Source organism: Nitrosomonas sp. (assembly GCF_043753625.1).
Classification (GTDB): Bacteria; Pseudomonadota; Gammaproteobacteria; order Burkholderiales; family Nitrosomonadaceae; genus Nitrosomonas.
Genome location: NZ_JAYUWI010000033.1, coordinates 1 through 20,401 on the forward strand (window position 1 = coordinate 1; position 20,401 = coordinate 20,401).

Below are 20,401 nucleotides of genomic sequence, written 5' to 3' on the forward strand. Positions count from 1 at the left end.
TTGGTGTTAATTCACATATTTATGTGCACCATTTTACCAAAATATTAAATACTATCCAATTAGAACAGTTAGTTATACTTTTTTAGTAAGCTCTACGTACAAGGGCACTTCTATAAATTCCCCAATTTTCTCAAGCGTAGGAAGTTCACTACGCCTAAACTAGGCACAGACATTCGGACGATATTCACGCCATGCAAAACAGCCTGTTTGATATGGATTTTATGTAGGAAAGATTAACGCTTTTTTTAGAGAGAAGAAATGTACTGAAAATAAGATTAATTGGCAAACACGCTAAATAGTGATTTAGAATGGGTCCCTGCATAATGCAGAACACTATAAATTCATCAACATACAGACCCGTGTACCACACCGATACCTGGCAATCGTTCATACAGCAGCAACACACCCACGCAGCTGAGAAACGCGAATACCCAGAATGGCATAAAAACCGTCCGCGCTATTATTTATGGGCTATCGATAGTGACACTGTATTAGTCAATAATCGCTTGAAAAAATACCATCCCCTTTTCAAGGATCTGCTTCTGCATCCCTATGAGCGGCAGGCGCATATTACGCTTGCCATCAGCGGTTTTTTAAGCGAACACATCATTCATAATGACGACATCACACAAGCTGCCATCACAAAACAGCAGGCAGCGCTTCATACCCTGAAATTGGCGCCCTTTATCGTGTCAATCGGTGGCATCAACAGCTTTTCGTCAGCGCCATTTCTTGAAGTAATGGATCCTTCCGGATCGCTAGAAGTCATCCGGCATACTTTGATCAATGACCGGCAGGATTTCAGAAACACACACTACATTCCCCACGTTACCCTTGGGATTTATAATGCCAATCATGCCATTGCATCGATAACGGCCATGATTATAGATCTGAAAGAAGAACCTATCGAACTCCCTGTGAATCACATCGGACTTTTTTCTTATGACGCAAGGGATATTGGTTCACGTTTGAAGAAAGAATACATCATGACACTTTATTGATTTAAGTTATCTCCGCTAGAGCCAGAACTTATTTTCATTATTTACCGCAGTGTGCGGGATATATCAATCTTAGGGAATATTGACGGATCGCGCTGCCTCACTGGTATTGAACAAGTCAACCAAGTAGTAACGCAGATAGACGGGGTAAGCAACAAAATGCGGCACTAGCAGAAGAGGCTACAGCAATAAAGTACGTAGGCGATTATTCTGCTCGCTCGTGATGATAAATAAAGTCAGGCAAACGACGTAAAATCCGCTCCGCACCATTCACACAATCTTGAAGAATTCAAAATAACCCAAACGCGAAAATTCGTTGCGATGTCGCCAAACACCTTAGCATCCCAGAAGAGCTGGCGGCATATTTTAGTATGTCTTGAGGGAGCGAGTGGAGATGCTGCTTTCATGGCCAAAGTATTGGGAGAAATTGCGCGTGCTGGTAGCATTAATTCCCTCCATCCAACACGCCATTCCTGCCGACACCAAAAAATAGGACTGACTGATACATCATCAGCTTCAAAAATTTCAGTGCAATCTGCTTTACTTAAAGCACCCTTTCAGCTCTACGGCGTGCTAAAAGATTCAGCAGACCCAGCCCAACAAGCAGCATGGCGTAAGTTTCTGGCTCCGGAATAGAGGAAACATAAAAGGTATCCCATACATCATGTCCCCATCGGCTTGATACATGACCTGCTGCAAAATCGAAAGCATCGACATGCGTATAGGCCGAATTCCAGTACGCCGCCGAATTAATAGCACCAAAACCAAATTCCTCTAAAGTTGGCATATGAAGCATTTCTGCTGGTGTCGCGTAGCGCCAACCACTATGGAAGCTAGGCGCAAAAAGCTCATTACTTATCCAATGTTGTACATTAACCGGGGAAGCCCAGGTCCACGCTAGGCTATCCTTGACAACATAAGTAGAACTGGGCAAATCACTGGTAATTGGGTTTGCAGAAGCTGTTTCCGTCACTAAACCCGAGGTAACGAGAAGAGATAAAACAATAAGATTCTTTTTCATGGAAACTCTCTTTAAATACATTTGAAATAAATTTATTTTTTAGTTATAAGATTAGAAATGTAATATTAATAGAAATTCCGGAATCCTTGCAATAATTTTCTCATCAATACAATGCTTTCATCCGAGATCCTCTCATTTCTCCAGCAACGGACTCATCGGATACTCCAATGCTTCTTTCATCGCCACCAGAGACAATACCGCTTCCCGGCCATCAATAATTCGGTGATCGTAGGACAAAGCCAAGTAATTCATCGGACGGATCACGATTTGCCCATTTTCAACCACTGCCCGTTCCTTGGTTGCATGGATACCCAGAATGGCGCTTTGTGGTGGATTGATGATCGGGGTGGACAGCATGGAACCAAATACGCCGCCATTGGTAATCGAGAAGGTTCCACCACTAAGTTCCTCTATAGTCAGCTTGCCGTCTTGCGCGCGCTTGGCAAATTCGGCGATCTGCAATTCAATCCCAGCCAGCGTTAAACGATCTGCATCCCGGATAACCGGAACCACTAGCCCGCGCGGACTGCCGACGGCGATGCCGATGTCGTAGTAATCATGATAAACAATGTCATTGCCTTCAACGGAGGCATTGATAATCGGATATTTCTTTAACGCGGCAATGACGGCTTTGACAAAGAACGACATGAAACCGAGCTTGACACCATATTCCTTCTCAAATTCAGTTTTGTAGCGCGCACGCAGATCAATAATCGCCTGCATATTGACTTCATTAAACGTGGTCAGAATCGCTGCGGTGGATTGCGATTGCACCAGACGTTCCGCAACTCGCTGCCGCAGTCTGGACATGGCGACTCTGCGTTCAGTACGCGCACCCGGAACTGGTGTAGCTGGTGTTACGGTTGTGCCGGATTTTGTCTCGGTTTGTGCGGCCGCGCTGGATTTGCCTTCCATATACGTTTGCACATCTTCTTTGGTGACACGCCCGCCCAAGCCAGTCCCTTTAATGGCAATGATTTCCACCGCTTTCAAGTTATTTGCTTCCGCCAGTTTGTGTGCAGCGGGCATCAACAGCGGTAGCGCTTGTTCATCGCCTTTGGCGCTGATCGTTTCAATACTTTTGACGGCTGGTATTTCAGTCTGCTTTTCCGCAGCGGGCGCCGGTTTTGGTTGATTATCCGGTTTATCGGTTGCTTCCGTCTCAATCATGGCGATGACTTCACCGCTGGCAACCGTTGCACCGTCTTTTTTTAAAATTTTTGTCAATACACCGGCACTGGGAGCGGGTAATTCAAGTACCACCTTGTCGGTTTCGACATCGATCAGGTTTTCTGACCGGCTGACGTAGTCTCCTGTCTTTTTATGCCAGGATATTAAAGTAGCCTCCGCTACGGATTCAGATAACATGGGTACTTTGACTTCAACTAGCATGGTGCCCTCTTTTTAGATTTTATCTCTGAATGCTGCCACGATTAACTCATTCTGCGTAAATTTATGGCGGGCCGTATAACCGACTGCCGGAGACGCTGAAGATTCCCGCAGCGCGTAACCAAGCATCTGGTCAGGCCGCATATGCCGTCGCAGATAGTGCTGAATGCGATGCCATGCGCCTTGATTACCCGGCTCTTCCTGGCACCAGATTACTGATTTGGCGTTACTGAAACGATCGAGCTCCGCCTGAAATTCCTCATGCGGAAATGGGTAAAGCTGCTCCAGGCGAATAATCGCCATATCCGTTATTTGCTGCTCCTTACGGTAAGCCATTAGCTCGTAATAAATCTTTCCGCTACAGGCGATGATGCGTCTCACTTTTTTGGAATCCAGATTCTCGGTTTCAGGTATGACCGGATAAAAATAGCCATTCGCTAAATCTTCTAGACTCGATACGGATTCTTTATGCCGCAGCATGCTCTTGGGACTCATGATGATTAGTGGCTTGCGCAGTGGGCGGATCATTTGCCGCCGCAGCACATGAAACATTTGTGCCGGTGTGGAAGGCACACAGACCTGAATATTATAATTCGCACACAGTTGCAGATAACGCTCCAGTCGCGCGGAAGAGTGCTCAGGGCCCTGCCCCTCATAGCCATGCGGCAACATCATAACCAGTCCGCACACACGCCCCCATTTGGCTTCACCGGATGCAATAAATTGATCGATCACCACCTGCGCACCATTGGCAAAATCACCAAACTGCGCTTCCCAGACAACCAATTCATTCGGTTGCGTGGTTGCATAACCATATTCAAAACCCAATACCGCTTCTTCGGACAACATCGAATCAATGACAACAAAATCCGGTTGCTCGGGATAGATATGACGCAACGGAACATAAACACGCTCGTCTTGATCCGCTGTTACCTGGTCATGTAATACCGCATGACGGTGAAAGAAAGTGCCACGTCCCGAATCCTGGCCCGAGAGTCTCACCGGATAGCCTTCCTTCAGCAAAGCGGCGTAGGCAAGATTCTCTGCCATTCCCCAATCCAGCGGTAATTTTCCACTCCCCATCAAACGCCGGTCTGCAATTATCTTTTCAACCCTTTGCTGCAATCTAAAGCCCTCAGGAATATCAGTCAACCGCATTGCAAGCTGTTTCAGCGTTTGAATTGCAACACCGGTTTTGACCTTCTTGTTCCATTTAAATGGCTTGAGAAAAGGCTCCCAATTGATGGTGTAAGGGGATTGATAGTCATAACAAACAGCTTTATTGGGATTGACGCCTTCATCCATGGCATTCCGGTAGGACTGAACCAGGTCATCCGCATCTTCCGGTTTAATCACACCTTCCGTCACGAGTTTATCCACATAGCGCTTGCGCGTGCCCGGATGTTTGCTGATGATCTGGTACATCTTCGGTTGCGTCACCATGGGTTCGTCCTGCTCATTATGGCCAAGACGACGGAAACAAACCATGTCAATCACGACATCTTTATGAAACCGCATACGAAAATCAAACGCCAATTCAGCCACCATAATCACCGCTTCCGGATCATCACCGTTAACATGAAAAATCGGTGCTTCGATCATTTTGGAGACATCAGTGCAATACAATGTCGAGCGGCTGTCACGTGTATCGGACGTGGTGAATCCAATCTGATTATTAATGATGATATGCACCGTGCCACCCGTGCCATATCCACGGGTTTGTGACAAATTGAGCGTTTCCATGACAACGCCTTGTCCGGCATACGCCGCATCGCCATGTATTAATACCGGCAACACTTTATCACCCAGCTTGTCTTTTAACAAATGCTGGCGCGCGCGCACCGAGCCTTCTACCACTGGATTAACAATTTCCAGATGTGAGGGATTAAAAGCCAAAGCCAATCGAACAATGCCATCCGATGTTTTAATTGCGGAAGAAAATCCCTGATGATATTTCACATCGCCCGACGGTAATTCTTGGGGTTGTTTCTCTTCAAACTCGCGGAAAAGATCGGCAGGCATCTTACCCAGCGTATTCACCAATACATTGAGTCTGGCACGATGCGCCATCCCCATCACAATCTGCTGAATCCCGGTTTTGCCTGCGCGATGAATTAAACAATCCAGCAGTGGAATAAGGCTCTCATTTCCCTCCCCGGAAAAACGCTTCTGTCCGACATAACGGGTATGCAGATACTTTTCCAATCCTTCAGCCGCGTTGAGCCGCTCAAGAATATGGCGTTTGTATTCGTCCGAATAGTTCGGATTCGATCGCTGACCTTCCAATCGCGCTTGTATCCAGCGTTTCTGTTCGACTGAAGAAATATACATATACTCCGCACCGACAGAACCGCAATAGGTTTCCCGCAGGATTTGCAGAATTTCACGCAGCGTGGCGTGCTCAGGCCCTACTAAAGAACCGGTATTAAATACCTTGTCCATGTCCGTTTCAGCAAATCCGAAATGAGCAGGATCCAGCTCGGGCACATCAGATTGTTGTTTGAGTCCAAGCGGATCCAGCTTGGCCTGGTTCAGACCCAGATAGCGGTACATGTTGATGAGCTGCAGGACAGCAACTTGCTTGCGATCATCAGAATCAGCAGCCATCACATCCGGCAGTGTGGTTTGACTTTCTGACCCGGAATAGGTTGTGGCCGTCGTAACGGAAGTGCTGCTGACTACACCTTGGGGTTGTTTATTGGCAGCGGTATCCGGTTGCTTAGCCAACTGATCGAAGTATTCACGCCAAGCCGGTACAACAGAATTCGGGTTATGCAGATAATCTTCATAAACCGCTTCAATAAACGAAGCGTTTGCGCCGGATAAAATGGAATCATCAAACAACTGCTTGCTCATAAGATTGGCAGCCTTTATAAAAGAAAGCTATTTTCTTGAATACGAACTGGGTATATCCCGCATCGCTGTGCCGGTATACAATTGACGCGGGCGCCCAATCTTATGGGTCGGATCTGAAACCATTTCACTCCATTGTGCCACCCATCCCACTGTTCTGGCCATGGCAAAAATAGCGGTAAACATGCTGGTCGGTATCCCCAAGGCGCGCTGTACGATTCCCGAATAAAAATCCACGTTAGGATACAATTTCCTGGAAATAAAATACTCATCTTCCAATGCGATCTTTTCCAGTTGCAACGCCAGCTTAAATAAGCGGTCATTGTGCAAACCCAGTTCATTCAGAACCTCATGACAGGTCTCGCGCATCAACTTGGCGCGCGGGTCAAAGTTCTTGTAGACACGATGTCCGAAACCCATCAGCCGGTAATTACTGTCTTTATCTTTGGCGCGTTTGATATATTCATCAATGCGTGAAACATCACCGATTTCCTCCAGCATTTTCAGGCACTCTTCATTGGCGCCGCCATGCGCAGGTCCCCATAAACAGGAGATTCCTGCCGAAACACAAGCAAAAGGATTCGCCCCGCTGGAGCCGACCAATCGAACGGTTGAAGTGGAAGCATTTTGTTCATGATCGGCATGTAAAATCAGGATCCGATCCAGCGCGCGAACAATCACAGGATTCGCTTCATATTTCTCACTCGGCACGGCAAACATCATATGCAGGAAGTTTTCCGCGTAACCTAATCGATTTTGGGGATAGATGAAGGGTTGACCGATATTATATTTATAGGCCATTGCCGCAATCGTCGGCAATTTTGCTATCAACCGGAAAGCGGATAGTTCCCGATACGCCGGATCCGAAATATTCAAAGCTTCATGATAAAAGGCAGATAGAGCACCCACGACACCCACCATGACTGCCATTGGGTGTGCATCACGCCGAAATCCGCTAAAAAACCTGACCAATTGCTCGTGCAACATCGAATGATCTTTAATCGAACGATCAAATTCTGATTTCTGTTGCGTATCGGGCAGTTCACCTTTCATCAACAAATGACAAACATCGATAAAATCACAGTTTCTCGCGAGTTGTTCGATGGGATATCCACGGTATAACAAGATGCCTTTGTCCCCATCAATAAAGGTAATGTTAGAGCTATTGCTGGCCGTCGACAAATATCCTGGATCATAAGTAAATACGCCACTTTTTGCATGTAGTGCGCGAATATCGACCACATCGGGGCCCATCGTTCCGGATAAAACGGGTAGTTCGATGGGTGCGCTGCCATCATTAAGATTTAATGTTGCTATGCCTTTTTGTGCCATTTTACTTCTCCACTTGTCGCTTAGATTGATTAGTATGCACTATCAGATGATTTCAGAATCCGCGGAATACCATCCGAAATCTAACTCTTTTGTAATAATTCCAATACCTGTTGCAAGTTATCATCTGCATTGATTTGTTTTGCCGTGATCAAATCCCACAAATCATTATCCGGTAATGCTAACAACCGTTCAAACTGTTCCAACCCCGATTCATCCAACTGCGTGTAGTAATGATCCATGAAACGTTGCAAAACAATATCCAACTCAAGCAGACCGCGTCGGCATCGCCAGCGTGCGCGCTCGAACTCCTTCATACCATTCTTTTTAACATCATATCCTTGATTTTGCCAATTGCGCTGGTCGGATTTAGGTCTTTAGGACATGAAGCAACACAATTCATGATGGAATGACAACGAAATAACCGATAAGGATCTTCCAGATTATCCAATCTCTCAGCAGTTGCCTGATCCCGGCTATCTGCAAGAAAACGATAGGCTTGCAATAACCCGGCAGGCCCTACGAATTTATCCGGATTCCACCAGAAAGAAGGACAGGATGTTGTACAACACGCGCATAAAATACACTCGTATGCGCCATCCAAAGCCGCCCTGTCTTCTGGCGACTGTAACCGTTCAGTTTCAGGCGGCGGATCATTGTTAATGAGATAGGGTTTGACAGAATGATATTGGTGGAAAAATTGCGTCATATCCACAATCAAATCACGAATAACCGGCAATCCGGGTAATGGACGTATCTCTACCGGCTCTTTCAAGCTACTGAGCGGTGTAATGCAAGCCAGTCCATTACTGCCATTAATATTCATTGCATCCGAACCGCACACCCCCTCACGGCAGGAACGGCGCAGACTCAGACTGTCATCAATCGATTTAATATGCAGCAACGCATCCAGCAACATCTTGTCGGTCGCCGCCAACTGAATGTCGTAATCCTGCATATAAGGTTTTTCATCTTTATCGGGATCATAGCGGTAAATAGAAAACTTCATAGGCTGGCTCCAGGTGGTTTAAATACGGCTTATAGTCGATAGAAGCAACTCAGAATACTTCGAAGTATACAGATTTGAAGTTAGATTAGCACAGTTTGGCTTGTCTTTTTAGATCGTAGGGTGCATTCAGCGTAAGCGCAATGCACCGGGCGGTGGTACATGAGGCGGTTTTTATAAATAAGTTCGGCGCATTATTAATGCGCCCTACGCGTGCTTCGGCCCAATACGAATTGCGTCCTACTTTACTGAGTTATCTAATGTTGGCGGATAATCGAGAGCAATCCTGACAATTGGCGCAACGGTTTCTTTTGTAATGTTTCGTTCCTTGCAAAAACTCGAACCCAGCCAAACAGAAAGAAGCTTTGCTCCCTTACTTGCATTGCAAGACATGCAGCATCTTGCAATATTTGCGCGATAAATTATCCTCACATCGTTTACAATATGCTCCCACGATGGTGTCGATTTTCGCGTTTGATTCGGTGCAATAAATTCAACCCCACAATATACGCAATGAGTATCTCTTTCGATTACTTCACGCGCTAGCCAGTCTGGAATATTCCAGCGATTCATCAGATGTTCTACACCGACACCTTGCACTGCTCGTCAATGTACGATTTCACCGCCGCCACATCCGCATCCTTCACCACAAACCGTTGCGGAAAATCTTCCAGATTCTCAAAACCGACTGGTCGTTCCGGTTCGTGGCCAATGGCTTCCTGGATGCTTTCGGCGAATTTCGCAGGTAATGCAGTTTCCAGGCAAATCAGCGGCACTCCGTCTTCGCGGTGCGCTTGGCCGACTTTCAGACCATCTGCGGTATGCGTATCGACCAGCACGTGATAGCGCTGATAGATGTCGCGAATCGTGGCAATCCGTGCGGTGTGGTTGCTGCTGCCGGACACAAAGCCGTAATTCCTGATTTTCGTAAATAGCGGTGTGGTGGATAAATCAAAGGCATTGCCTTTGTCCACGGCTGACCATAATTCAGCAACCTGATTGGCGTTTCTGCCGGTCAGGTCGAAAATGAAGCGTTCAAAATTGGAAGCTTTGGAAATATCCATCGACGGGCTGCTGGTGTGCTGGGTTTCCGTCGTGGCACGAGGGCGGTAGACGCCGGTTCTGAAGAATTCATCGAGCACATCGTTCTCATTGGTTGCCAGAATCAAGTGTTTAATCGGCAATCCCATCATTCGCGCCACGTGACCGGCGCAGATATTACCGAAATTACCCGATGGCACAGCAAAAGACACTTGCTCGTCATTGCTTCTGGTCGCGGCAAAATAGCCTTTAAAGTAATACACAACTTGCGCCACAATCCGTGCCCAGTTGATCGAATTGACTGTGCCAATCCGGTGCGCTTGTTTGAATACGTGATCGTTACTGACGGCCTTGACGATATCCTGGCAATCGTCGAACACACCACGAACAGCGATATTAAAAATGTTCTTGTCATGCAGCGAAAACATCTGTGCCGTCTGGAAACGACTCATTTTCCCCAGCGGGGATAGCATAAATACTCGGATGCCGTGCTTGCCGCGCATGGCATATTCAGCGCTGGAACCGGTATCGCCCGAGGTTGCGCCGAGAATATTCAATTCCGCGCCGGTTTTCTCAAGCTGATATTGAAACAGATTGCCGAGCAATTGCATCGCGATATCCTTGAATGCCAAAGTCGGCCCATTGGAAAGTCCCAAAATATGCAAACCAGGCTCCAAGGTTTTGAGCGGCGTGATATCGGCGCTGCCAAAAATCTCGGCGGTATACGTCTGATTGATCAGATTGCGTAAATCGTCAGCCGGGATATCGTCGACAAAACGTGACAGGATCTCGAACGCAAGCGCCGGATAACTGAGACCGCGCCAGGCATCCAGTTCTGCCGCAGAAATGCGAGGATATGCTTCGGGTATCGCCAATCCACCATCTGGAGACAAACCACTTAACAGGATTTCAGAAAAAGATTTGGGTGGCATTCCACCACGAGTTGAAATATAACGCATGCTTGATTTTTATGAGTTCAATAAATGCTATTGCATCACACAACAGCGTTAAAAAACAGGGGCAGTGCCTGAAAAATGGATGCAATGATCATCACTGCATCCATTTCAAGGGTTCAATTCCTAATTATTTAATTCTTCAATACGAATACGGATCACTTTACTCGTCACCACCGGCAAGGATTCAATACGGGCAATAGCCACGTTGATATTTTTCTCCACCGTCAGGTGTGTCAGCATAATAATGCTAACCCGGTCCGAATCGCTGCTCGGTTCCTTTTGAATCATCGCACTAATAGAAATATTATTCTCCGCCACGATGCGTGTAATTTCCGCCATCACACCGGGCTTATCAATCACCTGCATCCTCAGATAATAAGATGTTTCCACATCTTCCATCGGAATCACCGGTGTATCGGACAACAAATCGGGTTGGAATGACAGCGGCGGTACTCGATACTTCGGATCCGCGGTATGCAAACGCGTCACATCGACCAGATCCGCGATCACCGAACTAGCTGTTGGTTCTGCGCCCGCTCCGGCACCATAGTAGAGTGTCGCGCCTACCGCATCGCCCTTGACCACGATGGCATTCATCACACCTTCGACGTTGGCGATCAAGCGCCGCACCGGAATGAGCGCAGGATGTACACGTAATTCGATGCCTTTTTCCACTCGCTTGGTAATCCCCAGCAGTTTGATCCGGTAACCGAGTTGTTCGGCATAGCGGATATCTTCACCGGTCAGTTTGGTAATCCCTTCGGTATACACTTTGCTGAATTGCACCGGTATGCCAAAGGCAATTGCCGACATCAGCGTGATTTTGTGGGCAGCATCGATGCCTTCGATATCATAGGTCGGATCCGTCTCGGCATAACCCAGCTTTTGTGCTTCCGCTAGAACCTGTTCAAAGGACAATCCCTTCTCACGCATTTCCGACAAAATAAAATTCGAAGTGCCGTTGATAATCCCGGCAACCCAGGTGATGCGATTAGCGGTCAATCCCTCGCGCAACGCTTTAATAATCGGAATGCCACCAGCTACTGCGGCTTCAAAAGCAATGATCACACCCTTTGCACGCGCAGCTGCAAATATTTCGGTGCCGTGGTTTGCCAGCAAGGCTTTATTCGCCGTAACGACATGTTTGCCGTGAGCAAGCGCTTCCAGTATCAGGTCCTTGGCAATTGTTTGACCGCCGATCAGTTCAACCACAATATCAATGTCGGGGTGCGTAGTAACTTCATGCGCGTTAGCAGTCACAATCACATCGTGATCGGCGAAACTACGCGCCCGGTCTAAATCCCGGTCGGCAATCATGGTGACTTTGATTTCACGTCCCGCACGACGGGCTATTTCTTCCTGATTACGTTTGAGAACGGTATACGTACCCCCGCCCACAGTGCCAATTCCTAACAAACCAATATTGATGGGTTTCATAAAATTTAAAAGTTAAAAAACTGATTGAATAACCGGTTACCGGATTATATGAGCCAGAAGGCAAGAAATAAATAGTTAAAAATCTTCCGAACTATGTACCGTGGCGTTTTCGATAACGTTGAAGATAATGCGCAATGCGACCCATTGCTTCGGTCAAGTCATCCACATTCGGCAGGAAGACCACGCGAAAATGATCTGGATGCCGCCAGTTAAAACCGCTACCCTGAACCAATAAAACCTTTTCTTCCAATAAAAGATCCAGTACAAATTTCTGATCATCCTCAATGGGATAAATCTCAGGATCCAAACGCGGAAACAAATACAACGCCGCTTGTGGTTTAAAACAGCTTACGCCAGGAATATCCGTCAATAATTTCCACGCCACATCGCGCTGACGCATCAGCCGGCCAGTAGGCAGTGTCAAATCATAAATGCTCTGATAGCCGCCCAATGCGGTCTGAATGCCAAATTGTGAGGGCACATTGGCGCATAATCGCATAGAAGCCAGCATATTCAACCCGGCAATGTAGTCGCGCGCATGATTCTTTTCACCCGAAACAACAGCCCAACCAGAACGAAAGCCCGCTGCACGGTAATTTTTTGATAGCCCATTAAATGTAACAAACAAAACATCATCGGCTAGCGAAGCAATAGACGTATGGGTCGCGTCCTCGTACAAGATCTTGTCATAAATCTCGTCGGCATAAATGATCAATTGATGCTGACGGGCAATTTCAATAATCTCCAACAATAATTCTTTCGGATACAGTGCACCGGTAGGATTATTCGGATTGATGATGACGATCGCACGTGTTCTGGGTGTAATTTTGGCGCGGATATCATCCAGATCGGGTGACCAGCCCGATGCTTCGTCACACACATAATGCTTTGCTTTCCCGCCCGAGAGAACAACTGCGGCAGTCCACAACGGATAATCCGGCATGGGAATCAGCACTTCGTCGCCATTATCCAAGAGTGCCTGCATGGTCAGAACGACCAGTTCTGACACTCCGTTACCAATAAAAATATCATCCAATTGGACATTCTTAATCTGCTTTTCCTGGGTGTAATGCATGATCGCTTTGCGAGCTGCAAATAAACCTTTGGAATCGCAGTAGCCTGAGGCATCCGATAAATTGCGGATAACATCCTGTAGGATCTCTTCGGGCACATCAAAACCAAACGTAGCTGGATTACCAATGTTCAGTTTAATAATGTGATGGCCTTCTTCTTCCATCTGCCGGGCGCGTTCAAGCACGGGACCGCGAATGTCATAACAAACATTTGTTAATTTACTGGATTTTAAAATTGGGCGCATGATTGGGTAAAAACATTTACGGGAATCGAATAAAAATTCAGAGCCTGCGATACAGTAGCTTTTCTAGTCAACTAAATGCAGCATTATATACGTAATCCCTATTATTTTTTAATGGAAAAGAAGAACCCAAAACGGCATTGGCTTGGCCGCTGTTCGAGATATCAGTCCCGGTCTAGGTGAAGAACTGGCGATGAGAATAGTCGATCCGGTGGTCTCAGCGTTACCTTGCAGCTTATAGTCCTAAGGAATCTCTGATTAAGCCCTTCGACAAGATCAGGATAAACGGTAATATATTGAGCGCATTCGTGAAAATATTTCTAACCATGACCGTAATCAGCTTGCTCAGAATTTCACTCGGTAGCTTAGCTCGAGTCTGAGCCATTAGCAGTTCCTTCTCAGGCTTTTACCAGCGTCCATGCCCCGATAATGATAAATCCCGTACCCGCAACATACTGCAGGTGTTTTTCGCTGATGTAGTCGGAAATAACGCTACCAGCCAGGACACCAATGGCGGAAGTCGCTATCAAAGCCAATGATGCACCAAAAAATATCGTCCACTTGCTGACTTCCTTGTCGGCAGCAAACAGCATCGTTGCCAATTGCGTTTTATCACCCAGTTCCGCAATAAACACAGTGGCAAAAACCGTCAATAATATTTTGTAATCCATACTTTAAAAAAAACCTATAAAAATGACACGATCCCTTGCGAAGCAATACACATTAGTTATTGAGCAAAGCAGTATTATTATCAATAATGTAGTGCTTCTGATTGACCTTAAACAGGGTCATTCATGATTCTAATTCTGTTGATCAACGAGCAATTTCTCAAACGCTTCCATTGAAATGGCTTCAGAATAATAAAAACCTTGCGCATAGTCACAGCCAAATTGAATCAACAGATCTTGCTGTTCCATCGTCTCAACACCTTCAGCGATCGTATTAATGTCCAATTTGTGGGCCATGACAATAATAGCCTCAACCAGTGCACGATCCGTTTCATTGTTAATCAGATTGCTAATAAAAGAACGATCAATCTTAAGATAATCGATGTCAAATTTCTTGAGATAGGAAAGTGAGGAGAAACCAGTTCCAAAGTCATCGATAGAAACTTCGATTCCTGCATTACGGTATTCCAGCAATCGATCCTTTACATTGCTAGCATCTTTTAACAGCAGCCCTTCGGTAATTTCCACATTGATACTATTTCCGGGCAATCCTAACTGAGCAAGACTTGCAGACCAGGAATGGTTACTAAAAAACTTAAACTGAATGGGTGACACATTGACACTCACTTGGATGAGACAACCAAAAATATTGAGCCACTGTTTAATGTCAGAACAAACCTGTTGAAACACCCATTCGCCAATTTCCTGAATTAAACCGCTTTCCTCTGCAAGCGGAATAAAGATTGACGGCTCAATCATGCCACGTTCTGGGTGTTTCCAGCGTAGCAGGGCTTCCGCTTTGATAATGCGTTTACAAAACAAATCCAGGATCGGCTGATAGTAGACTTGCAGCTCATTATTCGCCAACGCACTCCTGAGATGATGTGTCAGTATCATTTTTTCAAAGGCTTCATATTGCATGGAGCGCGTAAAGTAACAAAACCGGCCACGCCCTTCCGTTTTCGCCTTGTACATTGCTTGGTCCGCATGTTTCATTAAGCTTTCTATGTCAACGCCATCCTGCGGGTAAAGCACGATACCAATGCTGGTTGAAATGTATTGTTCGACCTGATTTTGATCCAGAATAAATGGTTCGTTGAGTATCTGAATAATATTCTGCGCGATCGTCTCAATGCGTGACCTGCTAACATCCGGCAAAATCACAGCAAACTCATCTCCACCCAAACGTGCCACGGTATCGGTTTCACGCACACATTTTGTGATACGCAGGGAAACTTCCTTAAGCAGCTTATCCCCAACAGCATGGCCAAGCGTGTCATTGATATCCTTGAAATGATCTAAGTCAAGAAACAGCAATGACAGCAGAGAACCATTACGGCGTGATTTCCTGATTTCCTTATTCAACTGATACTTGAATAAACTTCGATTGGGTAAACGAGTCAGTTCATCGTAATTAGCTTGCGCCAAGTACAGTTCATCCAATTTTTTCTTTTCTGTAATATCAGAAAATTGTGCGACATAGCAATATATGCGCTCATTGGATTGACGAATAACACTGATGTTCAGCCATTTTGCTTGAATATCACCATTCTTTCTAGTATCCCAAATCTCGCCTTGCCAGTGATCTTCGCTAAGAAGCTTTTGCCACATTTTCTGGTAAAAAATTTTTTTATGGCGTCCAGATTGAAAGATACGCGGATTCTTACCGATTACGTCAGTCAATTCATAGCCCGTTATGCGGGTAAAGGCCGGATTAACTGCCATTATCAGATTATTTTCATCCGTAACCATGATCGCTTCATTACCAAATTGGTAAATAGCCGATGCCAAACGCATAGAATCATTCGCTTGCTTTTGTTCCGTTATATCTTGATAGACGCCGAGTACACCGATGACTTCCTGTTGAGTATTACGCAACGGTATCTTGGAAGTTTGTAGCCAAATGGTTTTTCCATCGGATGTATTCAGAGACTCTTCATAGTAAAGTTTGGGGGTACCGGAATCAATCACCTGCCGGTCATCATAACGATAAAGTTCTGCTTGCGTCTTTGTCCAACTTAAATCGTAGTCAACTTTACCGATAATCTCCCGGGGTGATTCCACGCCAGCATCATTGGCGAAGTTCGGATTACAACCCAGATAACGCAATTCCTTATCTTTCCAGAAAATCCCTGCCGGTACTGTATCAACAATAGTTTTAAGCAAGTTACGTGATTCGGACAACGCAACCTCCTTTTCCCGGCTTTCCGTTATGTCATTTCGATAACCGATCACTTCTATAAAAGTACCGTCTATTCCCGGAATGATATGAAGCTCGTCTCTGATCCATTTCCAGCTGCCGTCTTGGTGTTGAAATCGATACTCATGCAACTGCGTACCGAAGAAATATAAAAGGGAGAAATTGGCAAGCACACGATCGCGATCTGCAGGATGTAAATGATCGACCCAAAAGTTTGGTGTGGTGAGAAACTCCTCCACGGCATAACCAAGAATTTTAGTCAGATTAGTACTGATAAATTTCGCTGAATCGGGAGAAAAGATATCGCAGGTATAAACAATCACGGGAGAGAATAAAAATAAATAATCCTCACGTTTATTGCATGCGCTCAAGGCAGCTTCCGGTTGCTTGTACTGCATACTTTCGATCAGAAAAATGCGAATAATCGGACTATCCGTTTCATCGTTCTGATGCTTGTATTGCAGCTGTACCTGTAAAACGGTGCTATCGTGACGCTGCAATAGCAATTGTAAACTTCCTGGCTCGTTGTGTTTACTGATACATAAACTCCAGCGATCCTGATCCTCATGCGCTACAAAAGCGGAGAAGTCTCTCTGCAGTAGCTTGTCGCGCTCCATTCCCAGAAGCTGGGAAGCAACTGGATTTATTTCCAAAATCTGCCCGGTTTGTGTAAGAGCAAGGTAACCAATTGTAGAAGATCTATTCGCTTCGATCATTTTATCTGTCTGTATACGGTTGTATAGCGTGGATCAAAATAGTCATAAGTAGGATCCAGGAATTTATCCGAGAACATACAGAGAAACTCACTAACTTCCAAGCTTTCAGTTAATAATTTTGTAAAAATAAAGTTGCGGCCATGCGTCTAAAACAAATAGGTAATTTGAGCGGTTCAGAGAACAGATTGGGTACGCCACCTGACCAGAAAGTGATCCAGAATTGATTCTTGCTAATACCAGTGACCATGAAACCAAAATACCTATATTTTTAATAAAATACTGCAGCGTACACCAACTATTGTGGGAATGAAATGAACTTGTGGAGAACAGCTTCAACATCCAGAAGCCCGCATACGGATTATTGCGCAAGGCAATATTTATTATTGGTTAGCATGGTAAATCTGTCAACAGATAGCAGTCTGTTTCGTTAATTCCCGTTCTCACAGCAGTAATATTTTATTTAAATAATATAAACATATCCTTACATAAAATGATATTTAATATACTCACACTCCCATCACTATGAAAAAACTCAATATTGCTTACACCTGTAATGTCAGAAAGCCATGGATGGAAGACGAACGTTATGGTGAGTTCGAAGGCCCGGCTACCATTGCAGCAGTCACGGCAGCGCTGGAACGCACCGGTGCGAATGTGGAATTGATTGATGTGGGGCCTGATATTTATTATCAGCTCGATAAACGCAAGGATCAGATCGATTTAGTATTCAATAACACCGAAGGCTTGGATGAAAAGGAATTGCGCGAAGCCATTGTCCCCTTCTTTTGTGAACACTTGCACATTCCTTATACCGGTAGCAGCCCCAAAACTTTCATCAATAAAATGGATAAAGCAACGGCAAAAAGGATCGTTGCGTATGACGGCGTACCGACAGCGCGTCCAGCTCATGTTGCCCGGTGATCGGCTCGAGGATTTGTCTTTTCCATTGATGGTGAAGCCCTACAGTGAAGGAACCAGCATCGGCATCAGCCAGAAAAGTAAAGTGCACAGTATTGCGGAGCTCGATGAAGCTGTGAACAAGGTGCACACACAATTCAACGAAGCGGCGCTCGTCGAGGAATTCCTGCCGGGTAACGAGTATACGATTGGTCTTATCGGCAATTATGTGCTGCCAATCCTGGAAATCGATTTCGCAAAAATCCCCGGACAACCGCATGTACGCGATCCGCATGTTAAAGACATTGAGAATCCGTACATCTCACATCTTACATGGACTGAAAAAGCAAGAAGCTACGCGAAGATTGCGATCGAAGCACACGAGGCATTGGAAGTGCGCGACTATAACCGCATGGATTTTCGCGAACGGGGTGGTCAACTGTATTTTCTGGAAGCCAATGTGATTCCAGGTGTTCATCCAACCGAAGCCGATCTTACTAACATGTGCCGGCATGCCAATATTGCACATAACGACATGATTGCACTGATCGTCTATACCGCAGTGCAACGGCTTTCCCCGCTCTATTCGGAACGGCTTACAGGCAGAACAGAACTGCTCGAGGAATTGGCGAATCTTGCCATTAGCAAGGCAGCCAAAGCGGGCACGATCAACCATCGTGGCCGGACATATACGTTGTTAGGAAACCAAACCGGAGCGCAAATATCATGATTGTACCCATCTCGAAAGAACTGTATCCCAGTCTTGTGAAGATTGCACTACAAGACATCGGCGCCATGTATCAGCCTGCCATTCAGGATGAATTCGAAGACATCTCGCGCGGCAAGAGTTTTGGCGTTTGCGCAATGGACAATGGCGAGCCTGTCGGCTATGCAGTCGCTAAACGGACGGTTGATACGTATCACTTGTTGACGCTGGCGGTTGATATACAACATCGCGGCAAAGGATATGGCTCGCTTATGCTGGACAGCATTTTTGCCGAGATTGAACAACAGGGAGGAAAGATCCTTAATGTCGTGACCGATGCCGACGCCAACGAAAGTTTACGGTTTTATCTGAAAAACGGTTTTGCCTTGACCGGCATTGTGCAAGATGAATTTATTCCGGGTGTAGCCCAGGCACATCTCACAAGGCGAATGGGGTATCGGCCGCAAGGCTGAACAAGTAGTCGTAATTTTTATTAGATGTTCAAAAACTAATACAAAAATGGGGCGTGTCAATCATGAGAATTAAAGCGACAAAAATGGATGGATGTGGCAATTCTTTTTTAGTAGTCGATGAAATGAAAACGCCTCTGGCGGGGTTTGATCGATCACTGATTTCAAGTGCACTGGCAGCGCAGCATGAAACCGATGGCATCCTTTTTGTTGATGTGAATCGATTACAAAAAATGCCATCGATGAAAATATTTGATTGCGATGGCACCGAAGAAACAATGTGTGGCAATGGCCTGCGGTGTGCGACGCGTTATTTTCGCGATACCTATGTGACAAATGACAAATTTTCGATCGCCACTGGCTACGGCCAGAAAGCGGTCAATGTCATTGAGGATCTCACTGAAGTGGATTTAGGCGAAGCGCGAGACTACCGGCAGATTAGTGATCATCTTCATTACGTCTTTACCGGCGTGCCACATGTGGTAGTGATCGGTTCGGAAATTTCAACAGAAAATGCCAGAATATTTGGCAGATCCCTGCGCGAAGATAAATCTCTGTGCGAATTCGTTGGTCATCCGGAAGGCGTTAATGTTAATTTTATCTGGCGCGATCAAGAAGGCATTGTCGTGCGCACATATGAAGTGGGCGTTGAAAATGTAACCTTGAGCTGCGGAACTGGAAGCGCGGCAAGCGCTTTTGTTGCAACCAAGGTATTCGGGACCACGCTGCCGATCGTTATGAATTCACTGGGCGGCAGCCTGAAAATCACAGAAAACAATGGACACTTATCGATTCGTGGTCAAACCCGCTATCAAGGTAAAGTCATCGGATTTGTGAATGGCGTTTATCCAAAACCAATCATTCCAATCGATTACAGGCACCATCAACATTATTGGTGATTTGATATCCCTGGTTTATGCTGACTGTCGGCAAAGAAACAAGAAGATGAAACAACCTATCATCGCATACAGATCGATCGATCCGGCATCCTGCTTTTTTTAAGGTAATTATATGGAATTTTCAATTGTTACGTTTTTATTAATCATGGTTGCAATGGCACTCGCCGATGTGTGCTGGACACTCTATTTCATCGACGTGGAAGAAAGAAAAGCACACCCTGCTGCGTTCTGGTCAGCCATGATTATTCTGGTCACCGCATTTACGGTCACAAATTATGTAGAAAACCAAATTTACATAGTAGCCGCTTTTATTGGCGCATATATCGGTACATTCGGAACAATCACGTGGAAGAAAAAAAAGGAAATGAAGCAAGACTCTTAAGCTGGAACCAAAGAAGTCAGATTACCTCCGGCAGAGCCGGAGGCTTATAGCTGGAGCCCCTCGAAGGGGCTGTTTGTGAGCCGCTAAAGCGGCATCTACATATCCAATTTCAACTGAT

General features: G+C 45.7%; 20 protein-coding genes. 6 read left to right on the top strand and 14 right to left on the bottom strand.

Annotation, left to right across the window (positions count from 1 at the left end):
• Positions 1 to 359 precede the first annotated feature (359 nt).
• The gene (locus ACH10T_RS03220; RefSeq protein WP_394807890.1) at positions 360 to 1,001 is read left to right on the top strand and encodes a 2'-5' RNA ligase family protein; all 642 of its coding nucleotides are present in this window, start codon (positions 360 to 362) and stop codon (positions 999 to 1,001) included.
• A 233-nt stretch (positions 1,002 to 1,234) separates the two neighbouring features.
• Here ACH10T_RS03220 and ACH10T_RS03225 read toward each other — a convergent pair whose 3' ends face one another.
• From ACH10T_RS03225 to ACH10T_RS03290, 14 genes are all read right to left on the bottom strand, one after another.
• Entirely contained in the window at positions 1,235 to 1,444 is a 210-nt protein-coding gene (locus ACH10T_RS03225; RefSeq protein WP_394807891.1) for a hypothetical protein, read from the bottom strand.
• A gap of 98 nt (positions 1,445 to 1,542) precedes the next feature.
• Positions 1,543 to 2,019, bottom strand: a complete 477-nt coding sequence (locus ACH10T_RS03230) for a PEP-CTERM sorting domain-containing protein (RefSeq protein WP_394807892.1) — start codon at positions 2,017 to 2,019, stop codon at positions 1,543 to 1,545.
• A 132-nt stretch (positions 2,020 to 2,151) separates the two neighbouring features.
• Complete coding sequence (gene odhB / locus ACH10T_RS03235; RefSeq protein WP_394807893.1) at positions 2,152 to 3,411, bottom strand: 2-oxoglutarate dehydrogenase complex dihydrolipoyllysine-residue succinyltransferase; 1,260 nt, start codon at positions 3,409 to 3,411, stop codon at positions 2,152 to 2,154.
• Between the two features lie 12 nt (positions 3,412 to 3,423).
• Positions 3,424 to 6,264, bottom strand: a complete 2,841-nt coding sequence (locus ACH10T_RS03240; RefSeq protein WP_394807894.1) for a 2-oxoglutarate dehydrogenase E1 component — start codon at positions 6,262 to 6,264, stop codon at positions 3,424 to 3,426.
• Between the two features lie 27 nt (positions 6,265 to 6,291).
• Positions 6,292 to 7,593, bottom strand: coding sequence for a citrate synthase (gltA, locus tag ACH10T_RS03245; RefSeq protein WP_394807895.1), 1,302 nt, complete (start codon positions 7,591 to 7,593; stop codon positions 6,292 to 6,294).
• A gap of 80 nt (positions 7,594 to 7,673) precedes the next feature.
• The gene (locus tag ACH10T_RS03250; protein WP_394807896.1) at positions 7,674 to 7,907 is read right to left on the bottom strand and encodes a succinate dehydrogenase assembly factor 2; all 234 of its coding nucleotides are present in this window, start codon (positions 7,905 to 7,907) and stop codon (positions 7,674 to 7,676) included.
• Complete coding sequence (locus ACH10T_RS03255; protein ID WP_394807897.1) at positions 7,904 to 8,599, bottom strand: succinate dehydrogenase iron-sulfur subunit; 696 nt, start codon at positions 8,597 to 8,599, stop codon at positions 7,904 to 7,906. The genes ACH10T_RS03250 and ACH10T_RS03255 overlap by 4 nt, the downstream gene beginning before the upstream one ends.
• Positions 8,600 to 8,836: 237 nt before the next feature.
• Positions 8,837 to 9,169 (bottom strand): hypothetical protein, encoded by a 333-nt coding sequence (locus ACH10T_RS03260; protein ID WP_394807898.1) that lies wholly within the window; start codon positions 9,167 to 9,169, stop codon positions 8,837 to 8,839.
• 8 nt (positions 9,170 to 9,177) lie between these two features.
• Positions 9,178 to 10,596, bottom strand: coding sequence for a threonine synthase (gene thrC, locus ACH10T_RS03265; RefSeq protein ID WP_394807899.1), 1,419 nt, complete (start codon positions 10,594 to 10,596; stop codon positions 9,178 to 9,180).
• A 120-nt stretch (positions 10,597 to 10,716) separates the two neighbouring features.
• Positions 10,717 to 12,030 (bottom strand): homoserine dehydrogenase, encoded by a 1,314-nt coding sequence (locus ACH10T_RS03270; protein WP_394807900.1) that lies wholly within the window; start codon positions 12,028 to 12,030, stop codon positions 10,717 to 10,719.
• A 91-nt stretch (positions 12,031 to 12,121) separates the two neighbouring features.
• A complete protein-coding gene (locus tag ACH10T_RS03275; protein WP_394807901.1) occupies positions 12,122 to 13,348 on the bottom strand; it encodes a pyridoxal phosphate-dependent aminotransferase in 1,227 nt (408 codons plus the stop codon).
• 232 nt (positions 13,349 to 13,580) lie between these two features.
• Entirely contained in the window at positions 13,581 to 13,730 is a 150-nt protein-coding gene (locus ACH10T_RS03280) for a hypothetical protein (protein WP_394807902.1), read from the bottom strand.
• A gap of 13 nt (positions 13,731 to 13,743) precedes the next feature.
• Positions 13,744 to 14,016: a TMEM165/GDT1 family protein gene (locus ACH10T_RS03285; protein ID WP_394807903.1), complete on the bottom strand. Its 273-nt coding sequence runs from the start codon at positions 14,014 to 14,016 to the stop codon at positions 13,744 to 13,746.
• A 129-nt stretch (positions 14,017 to 14,145) separates the two neighbouring features.
• Positions 14,146 to 16,929 (bottom strand): EAL domain-containing protein, encoded by a 2,784-nt coding sequence (locus ACH10T_RS03290; protein ID WP_394807904.1) that lies wholly within the window; start codon positions 16,927 to 16,929, stop codon positions 14,146 to 14,148.
• 522 nt (positions 16,930 to 17,451) lie between these two features.
• On the opposite strand from ACH10T_RS03290, the gene ACH10T_RS03295 reads away from it, so the two are divergent.
• From ACH10T_RS03295 to ACH10T_RS03315, 5 genes are all read left to right on the top strand, one after another.
• Complete coding sequence (locus tag ACH10T_RS03295; RefSeq protein WP_394807905.1) at positions 17,452 to 17,850, top strand: hypothetical protein; 399 nt, start codon at positions 17,452 to 17,454, stop codon at positions 17,848 to 17,850.
• On the top strand, positions 17,807 to 18,556 hold the full coding sequence (locus ACH10T_RS03300; protein WP_394807906.1) for a hypothetical protein: 750 nt from the start codon (positions 17,807 to 17,809) through the stop codon (positions 18,554 to 18,556). Before ACH10T_RS03295 ends, ACH10T_RS03300 begins: the two co-directional genes overlap by 44 nt.
• A complete protein-coding gene (locus ACH10T_RS03305) occupies positions 18,553 to 19,005 on the top strand; it encodes a GNAT family N-acetyltransferase (protein ID WP_394807907.1) in 453 nt (150 codons plus the stop codon). Before ACH10T_RS03300 ends, ACH10T_RS03305 begins: the two co-directional genes overlap by 4 nt.
• Positions 19,006 to 19,067: 62 nt before the next feature.
• Complete coding sequence (gene dapF, locus ACH10T_RS03310) at positions 19,068 to 19,901, top strand: diaminopimelate epimerase (protein ID WP_394807908.1); 834 nt, start codon at positions 19,068 to 19,070, stop codon at positions 19,899 to 19,901.
• A 112-nt stretch (positions 19,902 to 20,013) separates the two neighbouring features.
• Positions 20,014 to 20,283, top strand: a complete 270-nt coding sequence (locus ACH10T_RS03315; protein ID WP_394807909.1) for a hypothetical protein — start codon at positions 20,014 to 20,016, stop codon at positions 20,281 to 20,283.
• The last annotated feature ends 118 nt before the right edge of the window (positions 20,284 to 20,401 follow it).